The 21,635-nt window shown below is 37.1% G+C and carries 13 protein-coding genes; 10 read left to right on the forward strand and 3 right to left on the reverse strand.

Annotation, left to right across the window (positions count from 1 at the left end; all coding sequences use genetic code 11):
• Positions 1-78 precede the first annotated feature (78 nt).
• From EsVE80_RS00815 to EsVE80_RS00835, 5 genes are all read left to right on the forward strand, one after another.
• Positions 79-693, forward strand: a complete 615-nt coding sequence (locus EsVE80_RS00815; protein ID WP_173102037.1) for a YesL family protein — start codon at positions 79-81, stop codon at positions 691-693.
• Positions 638-2,413: a sensor histidine kinase gene (locus EsVE80_RS00820; RefSeq protein ID WP_232061237.1), complete on the forward strand. Its 1,776-nt coding sequence runs from the start codon at positions 638-640 to the stop codon at positions 2,411-2,413. The genes EsVE80_RS00815 and EsVE80_RS00820 overlap by 56 nt, the downstream gene beginning before the upstream one ends.
• Positions 2,406-3,890: a response regulator transcription factor gene (locus EsVE80_RS00825; RefSeq protein WP_173102038.1), complete on the forward strand. Its 1,485-nt coding sequence runs from the start codon at positions 2,406-2,408 to the stop codon at positions 3,888-3,890. Before EsVE80_RS00820 ends, EsVE80_RS00825 begins: the two co-directional genes overlap by 8 nt.
• 71 nt (positions 3,891-3,961) lie before the next feature.
• Positions 3,962-5,338 (forward strand): glycoside hydrolase family 1 protein, encoded by a 1,377-nt coding sequence (locus EsVE80_RS00830; protein ID WP_179957299.1) that lies wholly within the window; start codon positions 3,962-3,964, stop codon positions 5,336-5,338.
• A 35-nt stretch (positions 5,339-5,373) separates the two neighbouring features.
• Entirely contained in the window at positions 5,374-6,231 is an 858-nt protein-coding gene (locus EsVE80_RS00835) for an ROK family protein (protein WP_173102040.1), read from the forward strand.
• Between the two features lie 49 nt (positions 6,232-6,280).
• On the opposite strand, the gene EsVE80_RS00840 is transcribed toward EsVE80_RS00835, so the two are convergent.
• The 3 genes from EsVE80_RS00840 to EsVE80_RS00850 form a co-directional block, all read right to left on the reverse strand.
• Positions 6,281-7,141, reverse strand: a complete 861-nt coding sequence (locus EsVE80_RS00840; protein WP_173102041.1) for an Rgg/GadR/MutR family transcriptional regulator — start codon at positions 7,139-7,141, stop codon at positions 6,281-6,283.
• 626 nt (positions 7,142-7,767) lie between these two features.
• Positions 7,768-9,912, reverse strand: coding sequence for a GH92 family glycosyl hydrolase (locus tag EsVE80_RS00845; protein ID WP_408639862.1), 2,145 nt, complete (start codon positions 9,910-9,912; stop codon positions 7,768-7,770).
• On the reverse strand, positions 9,909-10,943 hold the full coding sequence (locus EsVE80_RS00850) for a GntR family transcriptional regulator (protein ID WP_173102042.1): 1,035 nt from the start codon (positions 10,941-10,943) through the stop codon (positions 9,909-9,911). The genes EsVE80_RS00845 and EsVE80_RS00850 overlap by 4 nt, the downstream gene beginning before the upstream one ends.
• A 163-nt stretch (positions 10,944-11,106) precedes the next feature.
• Between EsVE80_RS00850 and EsVE80_RS00855 the strand changes: the two genes are divergently transcribed.
• The 5 genes from EsVE80_RS00855 (at position 11,107) to mprF (ending at position 21,583) form a co-directional block, all read left to right on the forward strand.
• Positions 11,107-12,396, forward strand: a complete 1,290-nt coding sequence (locus EsVE80_RS00855; RefSeq protein ID WP_173102043.1) for a glycoside hydrolase family 125 protein — start codon at positions 11,107-11,109, stop codon at positions 12,394-12,396.
• 61 nt (positions 12,397-12,457) lie between these two features.
• Positions 12,458-15,127 (forward strand): alpha-mannosidase, encoded by a 2,670-nt coding sequence (locus EsVE80_RS00860; protein ID WP_173102044.1) that lies wholly within the window; start codon positions 12,458-12,460, stop codon positions 15,125-15,127.
• A gap of 136 nt (positions 15,128-15,263) precedes the next feature.
• Positions 15,264-16,598 (forward strand): family 20 glycosylhydrolase, encoded by a 1,335-nt coding sequence (locus tag EsVE80_RS00865; RefSeq protein WP_173102045.1) that lies wholly within the window; start codon positions 15,264-15,266, stop codon positions 16,596-16,598.
• A 391-nt stretch (positions 16,599-16,989) separates the two neighbouring features.
• Positions 16,990-18,540, forward strand: coding sequence for a ribonuclease Y (gene rny, locus EsVE80_RS00870; protein ID WP_173104093.1), 1,551 nt, complete (start codon positions 16,990-16,992; stop codon positions 18,538-18,540).
• Positions 18,541-19,015: 475 nt separating this feature from the next.
• Positions 19,016-21,583 carry a bifunctional lysylphosphatidylglycerol flippase/synthetase MprF gene (mprF, locus tag EsVE80_RS00875; protein WP_173102046.1) on the forward strand — a complete coding sequence of 856 codons (2,568 nt, stop codon included), beginning with the start codon at positions 19,016-19,018 and terminating at the stop codon, positions 21,581-21,583.
• The last annotated feature ends 52 nt before the right edge of the window (positions 21,584-21,635 follow it).

Raw genomic sequence — 21,635 nt, forward strand, 5'->3', positions numbered from 1 at the left:
TCAGCTGTAAGTATCAGAGTAGATGAATTTTTAAATGTGATACATTTGGCGGTAGTATTTTGTAAAGGAGTTTTAGAAATGGTAAGTAGTGGGATTCAACGACTATTTTATGTGGCTTGGATGATTATAAAATTGAACTTATATTTTATTTTATTTACGTTAATGGGGGGCGTAATTTTTGGTGCCGGTCCGGCCTTCCAAGTAATGACGGATTTATTAATGGAACATGGTATTGATTATCAGCAGATAACTTTCAAGCGGTTTATGTCTCATTGGAAAGCTAATTTTAAACGAAGCAATGTTCATTTTTTAATTTTTGCTGGCATTAGTTTTTTCTTAGGCTATAACTTGTACTTATCAGCTCAGATTCAAGGAATGTTATGGCTTGTTATTGATTTTATCTTGGCATTTGTTTTATTCCTAATTGCAGTGTTATACCTTTATGTGACACAGTATGAAACCAAGTATGAAATATCCCATTTTAATTTGTTCAAATTGGCTTTTATTAGTGTCTTTTTAAACTTTGGTGCTTTTTTGAAAGTACTCTTTGGTTTAGTTTCGATTTTTGTTTTAACCTGGTTTTTCAAAGGGCTGCTGCTTTTTGCAACATTTGCTCTAATCGCCGTATGGAGCGGCTTTGCTACAAAAGACAATCGTTTTATGGTGGCTGGAAAGTTGGCGCAACATGGCTAAATTTTTAGCACGTCTTTACAAAAGAAAATACTTAATGAATCGTTTGATGCAAATTTACAGCCTTCTGTTAGTAGGAGTTATCCTGCTGACGGTGGCTGCTTTGTGCGTTTATACAGCAGATAGTAATTACCGCAAAATGAAGAGTGATTTGGACGGTTTAGAAAATCGCATTATGAATTCAGTAGAAGATAATAATGATACAATGAGTTTTATTTATATGGAGTTGGCAGGATCTAATGCGGCGATTGCTAACGTCCAACAATATTTAAATTTGTCTGCTGCTGATTATTTTGAATATACCCAAGATTCTTGGCAAGCTTACCAGCGAGATACGCGGATTTCAGAAACAATTAACGGTTTTTTTAATGCCTTTAATGATTTAGATCAGCTTTATGTCACCTTAGATGGTTCGAAAAATTATTTAATGGCAGACAGTTACAATCACAATGGTCGCAAACTTCAAGGGAAAATTCCAGCAAAAAGTGGCTTTGTCATTACGCGACCAATCGTAGACCAATATGGTTCAAATATGGTTGGCGAAATTTCGGCGGTCTTTTCTCGAGCAGCAGTTCTTGGCATGCTGGAAAATTCGATGGTGGAAGATGGCATGGAGGCGTATATCTTTGATAATGCGAACAATCCGATATTTACGACTCACAATCAATTGTATAACACGGCTTATCAAAACTTGGTTTATGCAATTGAAAACAAACAGCCACTGCCCAAAAAAATTACAGATAAATATTATGTTCTACAAAAGAAAACTAGTCGCGATCTTTCTTATGTATTATTGGCTAGCAAACAGGTTTTATGGCAGAAAAATCTGCGAACTTTTGCCATCGCTATTTTGGTCGGCAGTGGCTTAGCAGCTATTTTACTAATTACCTTGAATCGGACGTTTAAACGTTATTTTCAACAAATTGAAACCATTGTCGGCATTACCCATAGTGTGGCTGAAGGAAATTTGCAAGAACGCATTGATGTTAGTAAAGTTCAAGATGAGTTGTATGATTTATCCGAAGCCATTAACTTTATGGTTGCAAGCTTGGATCAGTATATTAAAGATAATTATGAGCTGGAAATCAAGCAACGAGACGCCCATATGCAGGCGTTGCAATCACAAATTAATCCGCACTTTTTGTACAACACACTGGAATACATTCGTATGTATGCTTTAAGCAAGCAGCAAAAAGAATTGGCAGATGTTGTCTATGCCTTTTCAGCTCTTTTGCGAAATAATACGACACAAGAAAAAACAACAACACTAAAAAAAGAGCTATCGTTTTGTGAAAAATACGTATATTTGTATCAAATGCGTTATCCTGATCGGGTAGCTTATAATTTTGTTATTGCTCCTGAATTGGAAAATTTGATTATTCCAAAATTTACGATTCAGCCCCTAATCGAAAATTATTTTGTTCACGGCATTGACTATACGCGTAATGATAATGCCATTAGCGTAAAAGCCAATTTCATTGCTGAAGATATCGTAATTCGTGTAACCGATAATGGCAAAGGAATGACGCCTGAACGCGTGCGAGAAGTTCAAAATAAATTAAAAAGACTCGAAAATGCAGCACAAAATTCAATTGGTTTGCACAATGTCTATGCACGTTTGCAAAATACCTTTGGCTTAGATTTTAGTATGGTCGTGACTTCACAATGGGGTAAAGGGACTACGCTGACGATTAAAATCAAAGGAGGGCGAAATTTTGTATAAAGTAATGTTAGTCGATGATGAATATATGATTTTAGAAGGTCTAAAACAAATTTTACCTTGGCAAGAACTTGGTTTTACCGTCGTCAAGACAGCACGCACAGGCTTAGAAGCACTAGCGTATTTAAAAGAGCAGACAGTTGACTTAGTAATCAGTGATATTACAATGCCAGAAATGACCGGTATTGCCATGATTGATGCAGCTTATCAGCGGGGGTATAAGTTTTCTGCAGTTTTTTTGTCCGGCTATCAAGAATTTGAATATGTGAAAGAAGGAATACGACTGGGGGTCAAAGATTATTTGGTGAAACCCGTTGATCAAGAGGAACTATTGGCCATTGTAAAAAAAATCAAAAGAGAATTAGATGAAGCGGCGCATCGGCAAGAACAAGAACAATTGGTGTTAGAAAATAGTTTAAGTCGCTGGTTAAACGATGAGTTAAATGAATCTGATTTTTTTGAATTGATGAAACATTTCAAGGCGAATGTGAACGGGCCTTTTACAGTAATTAAAATTTTAAGTGACTCCGATATTTTACTTGCGCTTGCCAAAGAAGCCAAAAGAAGTGGGCAGCCCCTCGTAATTGCAGGCGGTCCACAACAACATCAGCAAATTACACTGATTTTCACCGGAAGCTCAGAAAAATTATCGCTTTTTTTAGCTTATGCCAAAAGACAATATCCCGGTTCTTTAAAAATATTTGTGGGAGAAACTATCAAAGAATGGGAAAATTTGTACGAAAGCTATGAAAAAATCTTGCAGATGGAAGAGCTAAATAATTTTTATCCGGATTTACTGCCAACATCTTCTATGGATTTAGCTGATGAATTAGGCGAAGGGGAATTTTCTTTTTTGGCTTTCAACAAATCATTAATGATTGGAGATCAAAAAACCATTCAGCAAGAATTGGATGCTATTTTTGATGATGCTGTAGCTCGCCAAATACAGCCAGAAAATGCTCGCTATATTGCCTTTTTACTCTTTACCGATATTTCCCGGCAATACCCAACCGCAACCAAAGACATTTATGAAGCTACAATTGAACAAATTCGTAACAGCGATACTGTCTATCAGTTAAAAGAATTATTAGAAGCAGTTTTGCAAATGACCGATCGTCAGCCGGTAGAAAAACAATTTTCTGAAATGACGCAAAAAGTAATTGAGATTGTCCAAAATAATTATCGCCAAGATTTAACGTTAAAACTAGTTGCAGATGAGCTACATTTAAATGCAGTCTATCTTGGCCAAGTATTTAAAAAAGAAATGCATAACAGTTTTTCCCAATATTTGAATCAAATTCGTATTAAACGTGCCCAACAATTATTACTCCACAGTAATTTAAATATCAATGAAATAGCTGATGAAATCGGGTATAACAATACTAATTATTTTTCAAAAATGTTTAAAAAGCTAAATGGGATTACACCAAAAGAATTTCGTGAAGCGTATCATGGGGATTATTCAAATTTACAAAGTTAAGTAAAAAGAGTGCTGTTTACATTCAAAAAACACTGTCTAATGAGCAAATTAAGGAGGAAAAGAGTATGACAATAAAGAAATTTCCAAAGGGATTCTTGTGGGGTGCAGCAACCTCTGCACCGCAAACAGAAGGTCATAGTTTACAAAATGGTAAGTCAAAAACAACATGGGATTATTGGTATGAAAAAGCACCTGAAAAATTTAACGAAAGACAAGGTCCAGCAAATACGTCTAATTTATATGAAATGTATACCGAAGATTGTAAACGGATGCAAGAAGTTGGGCTGAATTCTTATCGGACATCTATTTCATGGGCGCGCTTATTACCAGATGGCCAAAGGGTGAATCAAGAAGCAGTAACTTTTTATCGTGATTATTTCAAAAAAATTAAAGAAAATGGCGTGGCGCCAATTATCAATTTATTTCATTTCGATATGCCGATGTGGTTAATGGAAAAAGGAGGTTGGGAAGTTCGCGAGTCGGTCAGCGCATTTGCTTTTTATGGCAAAACAGCCTTTGAATTGTTTGGCGATTTGGTGACAGATTGGACAACGTTTAATGAACCAATTGTTCATGTGGAAATGGGCTATTTATACGGCTATCATTATCCAGCAGTGACTGATTTTAAAAAAGCCGTTCAAGTTGGGTACCACACGCTTTTGGCCCATGCTGCGGCGGTAAAAGAATTTCGAGCAGTACTACCGAAGGGAAAAATTGGGATTATTTTGAATATTACGCCGACTTATACCCGTAGTGCGTCTAGTGCAGATCAAAAAGCAGGTGAAGCATCGGATTTGTTAAATACAAAAAGTTTCTTAGATCCGGCTGTTCACGGTAAAATCCCACAAGCTTTGATTGACTTATTGGCTAAACATCAGCTAACGCCCCAAACACAAGCAGAGGATGCTGAACTTTTAAAAAATACAGTTGATTTTATCGGTTTGAATTATTATCATCCGCGGCGTGTACAAGCACCTCAAAATCCAACGCTGCCAGCTCAGACGCCAGAAGATTTATACGAACCATATGACTGGCCCAAAAAGCGAATTAATCCTTATCGTGGTTGGGAAATTTACCCAGAAGCTTTATACGATGTGGCAATGATGATGAAAAATGAATACAACAATTTACCTTGGTTTGTCTCAGAAAATGGAATGGGTGTAGCAGACGAAGAACGTTTCATGGATGAAAAAGGCATGATTCAAGATGATTACCGTATTGAATTTATGATTGAACATTTAAATTATTTACACAAAGGTATTGAAGATGGCAGCAATTGCTTTGGTTACCATACGTGGACTTTTGTTGATTGCTGGTCGTGGTTAAATGGCTATCGCAACCGTTACGGTTTTTATCGCGTTGATTTAGAAGACCACTACAAACGTAGCTTGAAAAAAAGTGGCCTGTGGTTTAAACAAGTTAGCCAAAATAACGGTTATGATGTGTAAAAAGATAAAATAAATAAATAAAGGCAGGGGAAAAAATGGTACTTGCAGTTTTTGATATTGGCGGATCAGCCGTAAAATATGGAAAATGGGAAGAAAAGAAGCTACACAGTCAAGGGAGTTTTAAAACGCCCGACACGTTTTTAGAAATGGTTGCAGAAATGAAAAAAGTCAGCGCCAAATTTGGAACACTCGATGGAGTGGCCATTAGTTCACCTGGCGCTGTGAATGTGGCAAAGCGTCGAATTGATGGGATTAGTGCGGTAGAATATTTGCATCAGCGTCCGATTTTTGATCAATTAGAAGCAGCATTTGGCGTACCAGTAACGATTGAAAATGATGCCAATTGTGCCGGCATTAGTGAAATTGAACTAGGAGCTGGGACAAAGGCGCAAAATGCAGTTTTTGTGGTGATTGGAACCGGCATTGGGGGCTCCATATTTATCAATCGCAAAATTTATAAAGGTAGTCATTTATTTGGCGGCGAATTTGGCCTAATGAAACCTTTTGGTAAAAGTATATTAAGTCCTATTGGTACAGCTGTTAACAAAGCACGCACATATTCTGAAGCCACAGGGCAAAAAGTGGATGGTCGGACGTTATTTGAATTAGCAGATAGTGGCGATGAAGTAGCGCAAAAATATCTTGCTGAAATGTATGATGCGTTGGCACATTCTTTATATGATATGCAAGTTTCGATTGATCCGGAAATTATCATCATTGGTGGTGGAATTTCTGTGAGACCAGATGTGATTGAAAACATTAAAAGACGTATTTTTGATTTACTAAAAGCAGAAGGCGTAGAAAGTATTATGCCAGAAGTAGTCGCATGCAAATTCAAAAACGATGCCAATTTAATTGGTGCTGCGGCAAATTTTGAAGTTTTACAAGGTTAACAAAATAGTCCAACCCAGCACATGTAAATGGCTTGGTTGGACTATTTTTCTATTTATTCTCGTTAATAATTTCCTCGTAAAATTCTTTTAGTTCCTGTGCTTTTTCACTCATGCCAAATAGCTCTAAGGCAGCGTAAAAGTCAGTGAAGTCAATATCTTTTGGATTAGTAGCATTACGAGCTTGCAGGAGCTTTTCAAAATATAAAGCCATCATTTTAGCGTACATGTATTTTGGTTTTTTGGCAACGGCTTGTAAGCCAGTTAAAAATTGAGATAAAATGTGATCATTTTTCCGTTGAAAGCCAAGAATAATTCCGTTAATAAAAAAGGTCGTGACCAAAGATGTGTAGTAGGGATTGGTAGCATTTTCGGTCAAAGTTTCTTTGGAACTATCAAAAAGAGCTAAGATCATCTCATCTGAAAAAGCGAACATTAAATTCATAAAGGTTGTCATCTCAAAGTGTTGCCACACTTCGACTTTAAATAAATAGTCACAAATTTTGTTGATTTCTTTTTCATATTTTTTATCATCAAAATAATTATTTTTATAGGCTAAAATTGTTTTTGTTTCAAACCACAAGATGTAATAATAGAAATCATGGCTGTTTAGATAATTTTCCCAAATTTCAGCTTTTAATGTAGGTGAAAAAGCACCAGTATAATATTCTTTCACAAATTGTGCAGCTAATCGTCGCTTGGGGGAAACTTCATGATTTTCCAAAAGTAATTGATATTCTTCTACCCGCAAATTCATCCGATCAAGATATTGGAATAAAATGCCGCTAGAAAGTTCTGTGCCGCGATTTTCAAAGGAAGAAAGTGTCGTGCGGGAACTAATTCCTTCGCAAAGCTGTGTCTGAGTATAGCCGCGCTCTGTGCGCAGTTTTTTTATTAATTGTGCCTGTTCCATCCTGATTCTCCTATGACGCATTTTTGTACAAAATTATTATAGCCCGAAAAAAGTGATTATACTAGGTCTGTAAGCAAAAGCTAAATATTTTGATTTTAGTCAAAAAGAGGAGTGACTGTGATGTATCCTAATTCACCTTGGGAAGTCGAAGTATTCTAATAAAAAATGAAAAAGTAGGGTTTGGTAGAAGAATCAGCAATGCATTAGGGGAATGCCAAAAGCTGATTTACTTTTTTACTTAAGATAAAAATAAACGGACTTTTATTTTAGAGTCTCATCTATGCTGACTGATTAAAGTAAAAGTCATACGTCATTTCATACATAAGATTGCAAAACAGTTAGCCGTTTTGTCCATAGCGCAATGCGCATTGTCTTTTTCAACATTGAAAAGAGTTCGACTTTCTATTCTAAAGCTGTCGATTATATTTTTTGAAAACAAGCCAACTTTAATCTTATGTCAGCATCCGCTGTAACAGGTCGTAAAAAGCCGTCGATATTTGAAATACACCAGTTTTGGTGCAATTTCAAAAGACGGCTTTTTGCGATTTTTTTAGTTAAAAATAAAGTAAAGCGGTGTGACTACGAACTAACACACTTCAAGTTATGACTTGTGTTTAGAAGTAAAATTATTTGAGTGCACTTAGCGAAAAAGGCAATTGTGTTGCATCATATTCTTTTGGATTTGCAACGATACCAAGCTGGAAGTCAATATTTCCCCCAGCTGTTAATTCATCATGGGTAAAGAAAAGTTTCGTTTGTAAGTTATCATTTAATTTGGTTGCTTGGACAAACAAGTGTTGTGGTTGATTTGGTGTTGCTGTGATCGTTAGGGTATTGCCACTTGATAGTTTTAATGTGGCTTTTTTTACTAATGGCATTCCTATAACATATTCGCCTGTCCCTGGACTAACCGGATAAAAACCAAGTGAGTTAAAAATGTACCAACCTGCCATACTGCCATTATCTTCATCACCAGGATATCCATTTGTTGCGGCGGTAAAACATTCCGTCAATAAACTTTTAATTAAAGGTTGCGCCATCTCAGGTTTACCAACGTAGCTAAAAAGATATGGATAGTGGAAACTAGGTTGATTAGAAATAGCTAACTGCCCAAATTCAATAGCTGCCATTTCACTCATCTCATGGATTTCAAAACCATAACCTTTTACATCAAAATCAGGAGCTTGATTGCAAAGCTCAATTAGTTTTTCGGTGAAAACTTGCTTTCCTCCCATTTTGTTAATTAGTCCTTGGAAATCTTGATAAACAGCAAAACTACTTTGCCAAGTACTCCCTTCAGCATAGTCTCTTCCCCAACGAATTGGCGAAAAGTCTGCGCGAAAATGGCCTTCGGTGTCTTTTGCCCGCATAAAGCCAGTTTGTTCATCAAAAATATTTTGATAATTCAATGCTTGTTGGCTATAATAAGCCGCCGTTTTGTCATCACCGAGAGTTTTGGCGACTTGACTGATACAAAAATCGCTATAAGCATAGTCTAATGTATGATTAACGGATTCGTGATAGTTGCTTGGGACATAGCCGTATTTCAAATAATCTAAGGTTCCTTGGCGTCCGTAATTTGATTTTTCACTTTGAACAGTCGCACCTTTTTTCATTGCTTTTAAAAGACGGGGCATCAGATCTTCACGGATACCTTTAACAGCAGCATCTGCTATGACAGCGTCAATTAAAGTACCTGGCATTAATCCACGCTCGTCTGGAGATAACCACTTTGGTAAAAAACCAGTTTCTTCATAACTTGTTAAAAAGCCTTCTAACATTTCTTCATATTTTTCCTTGGCTACAAGGGAGTAAAATGGATACACCGTTTTATAAGTATCCCAAAATCCGTTATTGGTATATAAAATACCAGGTTTTACGGCTTTATTATACGTATCGTAATGAATTTTTTCGCCTTTTTCATTTATTTCATAAAACGTTTGTGGGAATAAGAAAATACGATACAAATTATGATAAAAAGTTTTCGTATGCTCTGGATTTGTATGTTCAACTTGAATACGGTCAAAATAGTTCTCCCAAGTACTTTGACTGGCATTACGAAAATCTTTCAAGTCCATGTTTTGCTCTGCTTTACGATTTAGCGTTGCTTGTGAAAAGCTAATAAACGAGGTGCCTAAATGAAGCGTTTGCTTTTTTACGTTGCCAAAATCCAACAATACAAATGTTTTTTCACCTGCTGCTTGTTTGATATTTTGAATAGGATGTTCAAAATGCAAAGATAGGTAAAATGTGAAATCATCATCTTCTGCACCAGAAAAATTCACAACACTAGCCTGTAATTCATGGTCATTAATCTGGGTGATTTCTTTTGCACCAGGTAAAGTTAACATGAAGCCATTTTTGTCTTTTTCATAGTTCACTTCCAAAATACCACCGTACATGCTTGGAATTACAGTTGAAGTGATATTATAACGCAATTGCTGAATGGAAAGTTCATAAGGACGAAAGGTAGCCTCATTTGGTCGGTAAGAGCTTTGGGCATGAAATAACGAGATATCCGATAATTCACCACTAATTGGTGTGAAAAGAACGTGGGAAAAATCTCCCATCCATGGACTTGGTTGATGCGTGATGCGGTAGCCTTGGAAGGTGTGATCGTCTGGATGGAACCACCAACTGCCATGAGCGTCATTTGTTTGGGGGGCAAAATAATTCATCCCAAAAGGTACGCCGGTATAGGGCAAGCAGTTCCCGTTAGAAAAGCTGTGTTGATTTTTTGTACCGTGGCGTGTGTCAATTGTTTCAATCATGATTTAATCTCCTTTGTTGATTCCCGTACAAATAAGGTAACGGGAATTTTTTGACTGTTTGGTTTTTGGCCAGTTTTTATCCAACTTAATAAAGCTTCTCCAGCAGTTTCCCCGATAGCTTTAAAGTTTTGTGAAATTGTGGTAAGAGGCGGATCAACAAGTGCTGCAGCTTGAATATTATCAAAGCCTACAATAGAAATATCTTCTGGGATACAAAGATCTGCCAGACGCAATGAGCGCATCGCTTGAATGGCGGTAATATCATTTTCACAAACAAAAGCAGTAATTTGATTTTGCTTCACGTAGCGTAGCAAATTGTCTTCACTAGTTGTATCTTCTTCAAAAGAAGTATGAAAATCAATTTGGTGTTCCATCAAACTTTGGATATAGCCTAAATAGCGTTGCCGAGTAGATTGAGGATGATGATGGTCACCGAATAAATATGCAATGCGTTTATGTCCGGCAGCGATAAGAAAATCACAAGCTTTTTTGCCCCCAGACAAATTATCAGATAAAAATGAAGGCAAGTTCAAATCAGGGACTTCTTTATCTAAAAGCACAATGGGAAAATCCGCAAAAGATAGTTCAAACAATAAATCCAAATGTTGATTTTCATCTTCTGTGTAATAAATCAGACCATCAAATTCGGCTTTAATATCTTGGGTGGTATGGGTATTTAAAAAATCATAAGTAGCAATCATCAATTCGTATTGTACTTGTTGCATTACCGGCAAAATGCTACCGGATAAATTGCCAATGGCGATATCGTCGGTAAAAGGTAATAAAAGCAACACGCGATTTGTCACAGAAGTAGTTTCTAACTTGCTTGTTACAAAACTTCCTTTACCTCTGGTTCGTTCGATCAACCCTTTTTGTTCCAATTCGTTTAATGCTCGCTTTGAGGTGATACGGCTGACGCTGTATTTTTCAGAAAGTTCTTTTTCAGTGGGTAATTGATCTCCTGGTTTCAATAAGCCTGATACAATAGCGGCTTCTAAATCTCGCAATATTTTTATATACAAAGGTTCCATATTTTTCTCCTTCAATTGGTATATCATATAGAGTAGTTTATCACATATTTTCCTTCTGTAAATAAATAAAAAAACTTTTTTGAAAGCGTAGACATCTTGAGTTAACTGCTATATAATCAAACAAGAATTAAAGATATATCATTTTCGGGAGGTAAGAAGTAAAATGACTTATAAAGATATACCAAAATCAGTGCAACGATTTATGGATGATATTACAGCAAAATGTGGTAGTGATCATGCGGACTGGGCAAAAAACTTTAACGCGGCATTTGCCAATACCTTACTAACAACAGTGAAACGTCATGAAGACGGTACAACTTTTCTATTAACTGGCGATATTCCAGCAATGTGGTTACGAGATTCAACAGCACAAGTGCGTCCGTATCTTGTAATTGCCAAAGAAGACGAAGACTTAGCAGCGATGATTTCAGGTCTAGTCAAAAAACAGTTCTACTACATTAATATCGATCCTTACGCCAATGCTTTTAATGAAGAGGCAAATGGTGCCGGTCATCAAAGTGATCACACGGAAATGAATGATTGGATTTGGGAGCGGAAATATGAAATTGACTCTTTATGTTACCCTGTCCAATTGGCTTACTTACTTTATAAAAATACTGGTCGAACAGATCAATTTAATGAAGATTTTGTTACAGGAGTGGAAAAGATTTTAACAGTCTTTACAACAGAACAAAACCACAGTACATCACCTTATACTTTTGTGCGAGACACAACGCGCATGGAAGATACTCTTATCTGCGATGGTAAAGGAGCAGAAGTTGTACCAACTGGAATGACGTGGTCTGGTTTTCGACCAAGTGACGATGCTTGTAAATATGGCTACTTAGTACCTTCTAACATGTTTGCTGTTGTTATCTTAGGCTATTTAGAAGAAATTTTTAGTACTGTTTTAAAAGACGAAGAGATTGTAGCAGCAGCACACCAGCTGAAAGTTGAAATTGAAGAGGGCATTAAAGAATATGGGCGAACAACCAATGAGGCCGGTGAAACAGTTTTTGCCTACGAAGTTGACGGCAAAGGAAATGCGACAATTCAAGATGACAGCAATGTACCTAACTTAATTTCAGCGCCTTATTTGGGTTATGGCCAGATGGATGATCCACAATATTTGGCGACCCGCAAAACCCTACTAAGTAAAGAGAACCCTTATTTTTATGAAGGTAAATTTGCCAAAGGAATTGGTTCTTCTCATACCCCCAACAATTATGTTTGGCCAATTGCCATGGCAATGGAAGGCATGACAACTACTGACAAAAAAGAAAAAGAACGCATTTTAAATCAATTGGTGGCCACTGATGCGGGAACGCATCTAATGCACGAAGGGTTTGATGTAAATGATCCAACGCAATATACAAGAGAGTGGTTTTCTTGGGCGAATATGATGTTTTGTGAGTTGGTTATGGATTACTTCGATATTCAAGTAAAAAAATAATAGTAGCTTGCATCTAAATGCAATGTGTTTTGCTACAAGTTTTGTTTAGGAGAAAACAAAGATGAAGAAAAAAGTATATATCATTTCCCACAGTCACTGGGATCGTGAGTGGTATATGGCCTATGAACAACATCATATGCGCCTAGTTACCTTAATGGATGATTTATTGGAATTATTTGAAACAGACCCAGATTTTAATAGCTTTCACTTAGATGGCCAGACTATTATTTTGGATGACTATTTACAAGTACGTCCGGAAAAACGCGATGCGGTTCAAAAAGCAATTGATGCTGGCAAACTACGAATTGGTCCTTTTTATATTTTACAAGATGACTTTTTAACCAGTTCAGAGTCAAATGTGCGTAATATGTTAATTGGAATGCAAGACAGTAAAAAATGGGGGACGCCGGTAATGTTAGGCTATTTCCCAGATACGTTTGGCAATATGGGGCAAACTCCCCAAATGATGAAACAAGCCAATTTACAAGCAGCTGCTTTTGGTCGTGGTGTGAAACCAATCGGCTTTGACAACCAAGTTTTAGCTGATGATAATTACACTTCGCAATATTCCGAAATGAATTGGCTTGGCCCAGATGGCACAGATATTTTTGGTTTATTATTTGCTAATTGGTATTCAAACGGTAATGAAATTCCAGCAGAAGAAACAGCTGCTCGCGCTTTTTGGGATCAAAAATTAGCGGATGCTGAAAAATTTGCCTCAACCAATCATCTGTTAATGATGAACGGTGTTGACCATCAACCAGTACAAAAAGATGTTGCAAAAGCAATAAAATTAGCCAACAAGTTATACCCGGATTATGAATTTATCCATTCTAATTTTACAGATTATCTAGCAGCGGTGCAAAATGATTTACCAGCAGATTTGGGTACAGTAAACGGAGAATTAACCTCACAAGAAACAGACGGCTGGTTTACACTAGCCAATACAGCTTCGGCTCGTGTGTATTTGAAGCAGTGGAATACTCGCGTCAGTCGTCAATTAGAAAATGTCACGGAACCACTTGCTGCGATGGCGTATGAGGTTTCAGGAAGCTATCCTTTTGATGAATTGGATTACGCATGGAAGACTTTGATGCAAAATCATCCTCATGACAGCATTTGCGGCTGTTCAGTTGATGAAGTTCACCGAGAGATGATGCCGCGTTTTGAAAAAGCCAATGAAGTCGGCAAGTACTTGGCAGATGAAGCGCTAGAACAGTTGACAGCTGCCATTGACACATCAAAATTTCCAGCAGACAGTTTTCCTTTTGTTGTCTTCAATACAGCCGGTACGCCAAAAAGTGGTGTAGCGACAGTGGACATTGAAGTAAGCCGGGTAACCTTTGCAGAGCTTTATCCTGCTGATGGCTATGACAAACTAGCCGCCGAAGACGCTAAAAGTTATTCTGTCATTGATCAAAATGGCAACGTTGTACCAGCAGTGATTAGTGAAGAACAGATTCGGTTTGATTATGACTTACCAAAGGACCGTTTCCGTATTCCGTATATGGAAAAATACGTTACCGTAACAATCGATATTGCGGCAATAAAAGGTTACGCTTGGGATAGCTTTGCTTTAGTTGTAGGACAAACAAAAGAATTAACGAATTCTTTAGTGGCGAAGCATGGCCGTATTTTGGAAAATGATTTTCTTAAAGCCGAAATTGAAACAGACGGTAGTTTGAGCCTGACCAATAAACAAACAGGAAAGACATTAACTAACCTTCTTGTTTTTGAAGATGTAGGAGATATTGCCAATGAGTATATCTTTAAACAACCTAAAGGCGATCACGCTATTTTATCAACTTTCTTCCCTCATCAAGTTGAAGTAATAGAAGATAATAGCTTAGTAGCAAAAGTGCGCTTAACACATGAAATGGAAATTCCAAAAGCTGCGGAAGATTTGCTGGATTTGGAACAACGTAAAGTCGTGGACTTTCGCTTCCGTCAAGCTGGACGCAGTAAAGAGACTATTGCGTATCCGGTCGTGACAGAAATCACGCTAAATAAAAACAGTAAAATGTTAGAATTTGCTACAACTGTCAATAACCAAGCCAAAGATCATCGCTTGCGGGTTTTATTTCCAACAACCTTAGATGTACCAACGCATGAAGCAGATAGTATTTATGAAACCGTGATACGACCAAACCAAGTTTCCAAACATTGGGAAAACCCAACTAACCCGCAACACCAACACGCATTTGTGAATTTACATGATGAAGATTTTGGATTAACAGTATCTAACTATGGGTTAAACGAATATGAAATCATTTCAGATACCGTTGCATTAACTTTATTACGTTGCGTCGGAGAGCTTGGAGATTGGGGATATTTTCCAACGCCAGAAGCCCAATGTCTTGGGGAGCATACTTTTAATTACGGTATTGAAATTCACGGTGGAAAAGATACACGTTTTGACAGTTATAAACGAGCCCACAACGCACAAGTACCACTAAGCATAAAACAAACAAAGGTTCACAGTGGTAAACTAGCAGCAAGTGATGCTTTTGTTGAAATTAAGAGTGAAAAGTTTGAGCCAACAGCCTTAAAACGTCGTAAAGACGATCAAGCATTAATTTTAAGAGGCTATAATTTAAGTAGTAAGCAAGATACACTCCTACTAAAAAAAGATAATCAGGTACCACTTAAGACCTTAAATCTATTAGAAGAACCTTTAAAAGACTATGAGAATACGTTGCAACCTTATGAAATTCGTACGGTCGAATTTTAGAAAAGAAAACTACAGCAACTATTAACTAAAAATGCCCGTGCTCAGTATGTGACTAATTCCAATATATAGCCTTATTGGCCATTGGAATAAGCAACTGAGTTACGGGGATTTTTTTGAAAAGATGGGAGTTAAACAAATGAGCAAAATTTCAATTGGTTTTCAAACAGCTACACCAAAAGCAGGACAAGTTGCAGAGCAAGTAATGCAATTATTTCGTGAATGTGGTTATGAATTTTTATCAGAAGATATCAAAAAAATAGAATTGGTGCTGGTTCCTACCTTGATGCAAGAGTTTAGTTATAAGGAAAATGAACACCCACAACTTTTGGCTAAAAACCAAGCAGCATTGTTCTATGGTGCGATTCAGTTAGTATTATGTACCCTTTTTAAAGAAAGGCAGCAAGTTCAGCTACCGCAAATTAAAGAACGCTGTTTAATGATTGATATTGGCCGCAAATTCTACTCGCTGAAAGAACTAAAGCGATTAGTCCGCAGTATGGCGTTATTTAATTTTACACATTTACAATTACACTTTTCAGAAAATGAAGGATTTCGGATCGAATCAAAAAAACATCCCGAAATTGTCTCCGAACAATATTTAACACAAAAAGAAGTACAAGAGCTGATCGCGTATTGTCAAAATTTTTATATTGAAGTAATTCCAGATATTGATAGTCCCGGTCATTTGGAACAAGTCTTAAAAGCCTATCCTGATTGGCAGTTAAAGAAAATAGTAGAGGGAAAAACCGTGGCAGATGTGCGCGCACTGGATATCTTAAATCAAGCTGCTGTGGATTTCGTGTTTGAAATCTATCAAGAATATGCGGTACTTTTTAAAGACAGTCGCTACTTTCATATTGGTGCAGATGAATTTATTGATTTTGATCAAGTGGAAATATATCCTACCTTGCAAAAAGCTGCACTAGAAAAGTTTGGCGAAGCAGCCAGTGGCATTGAAATCTTTACCGAATATGTAAATAATTTAGTTGCAAAAATCAGTGCCTTGGGCTTTACAGTTCGAGTATGGAATGATGGTTTTTATCGTTTGAATCGTAAGGAGCAACTACTACTTACAAAAAATTGTGAAATTTCATATTGGACGCGTTGGAATAAAAATATGGCACCGGTAGAAACTTTTTTTGAAGCAGGTTATCAAGTAGTAAATCATAATGATAATTATTTTTATTATGTTTTAGGAGAAATGGCGGGGTACAGCTATCCAACGTATGAAAAGATTCAAGAGGGTTTTGTATTAAATTTATTTGCCAATAATCAACTTGTGTCACAAAGATACTTGAAGCAAACGCCAGCAGTTGCCCTTGCGATTTGGGCGGATAAGCCGGATGCACAGACTTCTGGTGAAGTGATTGATAATGTCTTTTACCTGCAGGCAGCTTTAAATGAGAAAGTCACTGGTAAAAATCGCAATAAAACGTACTATGTCAAACTTTTTGAGCATTGGAAAAAATAAAAAAGCAGTCTGCGTAATAGCTGATAATATTCCTTATGTTTTAGTTCGCAAAATTAAAATTCTGAGGAATATGTAATGCTTTTTTTGAAAGATTACCCCTTTTTGGAGGCTGAACACAATTTTCTCTGTTGTTTTTTCCTAAATAAAAAAATGAAATAAATTTGTTATTTCCCTGAATTTTTTTAATTGAAATTAAGACAAAAATAACGTCCCTTAATAAGAAGTGCTTTTTACTTTTATAAGTTGACAGCCCTTACGACAAACATTAGAATAAAGTTGTGTCAAAAACACATATGCATGTAGGCATATTGATAATTTCAGATTAAAGTTTATCAAAAAACTACGAACAATAATTGAATAAGATAGTACGGAGGTGGATCTATTGACTTTAATGTATATTCTCCTCGCTATCATCGGTTTAATTGTCGGTGTTTTATTAGGGCTATTCGTTGCTAAATCTCGTCACGAAAAAGAGATCGCAGGGGCACAAAATTCTGCCCAAGGGATTTTGGCTAGTGCACAAAAAGAAGCGGAAACTCTAAAAAAAGAAGCCTTGTTAGAAGCTAAGGAAGAAAATCAGAAGTATCGTGCAGAAATTGAAAGTGAGTTGAAGGAAAGCAAACTTGAATTAAAAAACCAAGAAAATCGCTTACTCCAAAGAGAGCAGCTGCTTGATCGCAAAGACGACTCAATTGAAAAACGCGAGAACTCACTGGAAGAAAAAGAAACCAAACTTAGTGCGAAACAGCAATTAATTGACGAGCGAGAAAATGAAGTCGAAAAATTAATCGAAGGACAACAGCACGAGCTTGAAAAAATCGCTGCTTTGTCCCGTGATGAAGCCAAAGAGATCATCATGAAATCAACCGAAGAAGAGTTGAATCATGAATTAACTCTAATGGTGAAAGAGTCTGAGCAAAGAGCAAAAGAAGAAGCGGATCGTAAAGCCAAGAACTTATTATCCCTTGCTATCCAACGCTGTGCTGCAGATCAAGTTTCCGAGATGACAGTCTCTGTTGTTTCATTACCAAATGATGAAATGAAAGGACGGATTATTGGCCGTGAAGGCCGTAATATTCGTACGTTAGAGACATTGACTGGGATTGATTTGATTATTGATGACACACCAGAAGCAGTAGTGTTGTCAGGATTTGATCCGATTAGACGGGAAATTGCCCGTATGACATTGGAAAAACTAATCCAAGATGGTCGTATTCACCCAGCACGTATTGAAGAAATGGTGGAGAAATCTCGTAAAGAAATGGATGAGCGCATCCGTGAATACGGGGAAGAAGCCGCATTTGAAGTTGGCGCCCACACTTTACATCCAGATCTAATTAAGATCTTAGGACGTTTACATTTCCGTACCAGCTATGGTCAAAATGTTTTAAACCACTCCATTGAAGTTGCCAAGTTATCGGGTATTCTAGCCGCTGAACTGGGTGAAGATGTCCAACTTGCTAAACGGGCAGGACTCCTTCACGACATTGGGAAAGCGCTAGATCATGAAATCGAAGGCTCTCACGTGGAAATTGGGGCAGAATTAGCTGCTAAGTACAAAGAAAACCCTGTTGTCATTAACGCCATCGCGTCACACCATGGCGACACAGAAGCAACGTCGGTAATTTCTGTCTTAGTTGCAGCTGCGGATGCATTATCTGCCGCTCGCCCAGGTGCTCGCAGTGAATCATTGGAAAACTACATCAAACGGTTGGAAAACTTAGAGAATATCTCCAATAGTTTTTCTGGTGTAGAATCAAGCTTCGCTGTCCAAGCCGGTCGTGAAGTCCGGGTAATGGTTAAACCAGAAGAAATTTCAGACTTAGAAGCGGTTCGCTTAGTCCGGGATATCCGCAAGAAAATTGAAGATGAACTGGATTATCCAGGCCATATCAAAGTAACAGTAATTCGAGAAACCCGCGCTACAGATTACGCAAAATAATTTAAAGTTAAACCCCGCTGATTTTAATCAGCGGGGTTTTTTGTATAAGTTCTGTGACAGATGGAGCATTCTTTTCAGTAAAAGTAAGTAAAAATAAATTTTTCATCCTCTTTGTGCCGTAGTGCGTGAGTTATTCCCCATACATGTTTTAATTAAAAAGGAGGTTATTAATGGATCATTTAAGTAGCTATGTAAATTGACATCGTTAAAAGAAGTAGTAGATATCAAGTTTTAAGTAAAAAAATGATAGCTGTTCTTACTGAGATAAACGTTTTCTTTGCGGTAAAGTATCTGATGATTCAATTGTAGTAACATAGTTGGCAAAAAAACGTTATTTAGGCTACCATAAAACTAACTACATACGTTAAAATTAAAAGTTGACAAACATTTGGAATAAATCGTTTGTACTTTAATGATTGCAACTAAAGAGTTACGATACAGTTTGCTTTAATAGGTGAGATAAGGAGAAAACTTCATGAAAGAAAAATTAAAGGGACTGGTATTTTTTGTCAAAAACCATAGTTTCTTATTACGGCTGATTTTCTTTGGCTCGATTTTAATTTTCGTAGCCAATCAAGTAGCAAATATTGCCCATGGGATGAGTTGGGCAGAAGTGGCCCAAACGATGGCTAAGCAAGATACTAGCACATTAATTTTAATGGCACTGCTAGGTTTTTTAGGTGTTTTACCAATGCTTGGATATGACTGGGTGACCATTTCTGTTTTACAAGAGGCGGGCAGAGCAAAGATGTCACGTGGCAGTTGGTTTATTGCAGCATGGACTACCAACACAATTAATAACTTAGCTGGTTTTGGTGGTATTGTGGGAGCTAGCCTACGAACTAATTTTTACGGGAAGGGCTTTGATCGTAAAAAAGTTTTAGCCACTGTTTCCAAAGTTGCGTTTTTTATGTTTAGTGGCTTATCGCTTTGGGCGTTGTGGTTATTAATTGATATTTTTTTATTGCACAATACGAGTCACTTTCGAAATTATTGGATCTGGCTTTTTGGCGGTAGCTTATATGCGCCAGCATTATTTACCTTAACTTATTTACGACGAAAAAAACTATTTTACGATCTTTTTCCTAAAGGTGTTATTCAGCTGGCAATTACTTCTTTTTGTCAGTGGAGCGGTGCTTTAGCTGTTTTTTTAGGAATCGGCTACCTCATGCAGTTACAAGTCGCTCTTGAACAGGTTTACCCAATGTTTTTAATCGCTACTTTAATTGGGATGTTGACGATGGTTCCAGGCGGTATGGGAACTTTTGATGTTTTAATGATTTTGGGGATGGGGCAATTGGGTTTATCCCAAAATCAGACAGTGGTCTGGTTGCTGTATTATCGCCTTTTTTATTACTTGATTCCTTTTTTTAGTGGGTTGATTTTGTTTATCTCCCAAACTGGTGTGAAATTTAACCGTTTCTTTGATAACTTACCCCGTCTTATTTTGCAACGTATTGCTCATTTGGTGGTAGTAGTTGCCGTTTATTTTGCTGGCATTATGATGGTGTTGTTATCAACTGTGACGAATCTATCTAATTTGAGCAACATTTTTGAACTATTATTACCTTTTTCTTTTAACTTCTTAGACCAAACTCTGAATCTATTAATTGGATTTGTTTTATTAGGTTTAGCGAGGGGATTGTACAGTAAAGTAAAAAAAGCCTATGTGCCGACGCTTTTTGTTTTGCTGTTTGGCATTATTAATACAATTTCACGTACGCAGTCACTACGCCTTATTATAGTGTATTGTCTTATATTATTGGCAGTTTGGCTGGCTCGTAAAGAGTTCTATCGTGAAAAGTTTGTTTACTCGTGGGGCGCCATTATTTTTGATGTTTTACTATTTGGGACATTATTAATTGCTTACGCTGTGGCAGGATTCCACAGTGGTCAATGGTGGAATGCGAATTTAATGGGAGGACAGTTTATCTTATTTCCTTCTGATGATGTTTGGATTTCTGGGATAATAGGTTTAGCGGTGGGGGCATTGACGTTGTTGTCATTGCAACAGTATTTAAGCCGGAGCTCTGAAACATTAGGAGAGGCTTTTGTTGCAAGTCGTTTTGAAAAATTACAGGCCCGTTATGGAGGAACAAAATCTAGTCATCGCCTCGAATTACCAGGTTATTATTATTACTACTACCAAGTACATGGTCAAGATCGCGTGGCATTTGGTTACCAAATCAAAAGTAATCGTTGCTTTGTTTTAGGCGATCCGCTAGGGGACAAAACATTATGGCAAGCAGCTACACTGGCTTTTATGCAAGACGCTGATAAGCAAGGTTACCAATTGGCTTTTTATAAGATCAGTGAAAAATATGTTGTACAATTACATGATCTCGGGTTTCAATTTGCTAAAATAGGAGAAACTGGAACCTCGCTTTTAAATAAACAGGATTATCTTCAGCAAGAAGTTTATCGTAAGTTAAGTGTACAGGGCTATACATTTAAAAAATATGAAACTCTACCGCAAGAAATTTTACCGCAATTGACTGCGGTATCTCAAGAGTGGCTGGATGGAAAAGGGGAAAAATACTTTGGCAATGGCCGTTTTGAAGCAGCATATGTTTTAAGTACTCCAGTGGCCGTTGTACGCAATAACGAAAATCAATTGGTTGGCTTTATTACAGAACAGCCTATTTCAAGCACCTGGATTTCTTATGATTTATTACGCATCAAAACAGATGCGCCTAAAGAATTAGCTAATTTTTTAATCTTAGGGATGTTAGATAGTTGGGAAAAAGTAGGTTACAAAAAAGCCGACTTAGGTATGGCACCACTAGCTCAAGTTGGCGAAGGTCCTTTTGCTTTTTTTGAAGAACGGATTATGAATATGATTTATAATTATGGAAATGCAATTTATAATTTCCAAGATAATTTTAGTGGAAAACAAAAATACGTAACGCACTGGGAAGGTTGTTATTTTGCATATTTGAAAGGAAGCAGCTTTTATTTAGCTTCCGCCCAACTACTGCGTTTAATTGGGCGAGGAAAAAATAAAGGACCAACGTTAGTAGAAGAAGTTATTTTGGAAGAGTAAGTGGATTTATAGCATTAAGCGCTAAAAAATTATTAGGAACCTGCTGGTGATG

The organism is Enterococcus saigonensis (assembly GCF_011397115.1).
GTDB classification, from domain to species: Bacteria; Bacillota; Bacilli; order Lactobacillales; family Enterococcaceae; genus Enterococcus_C; species Enterococcus_C saigonensis.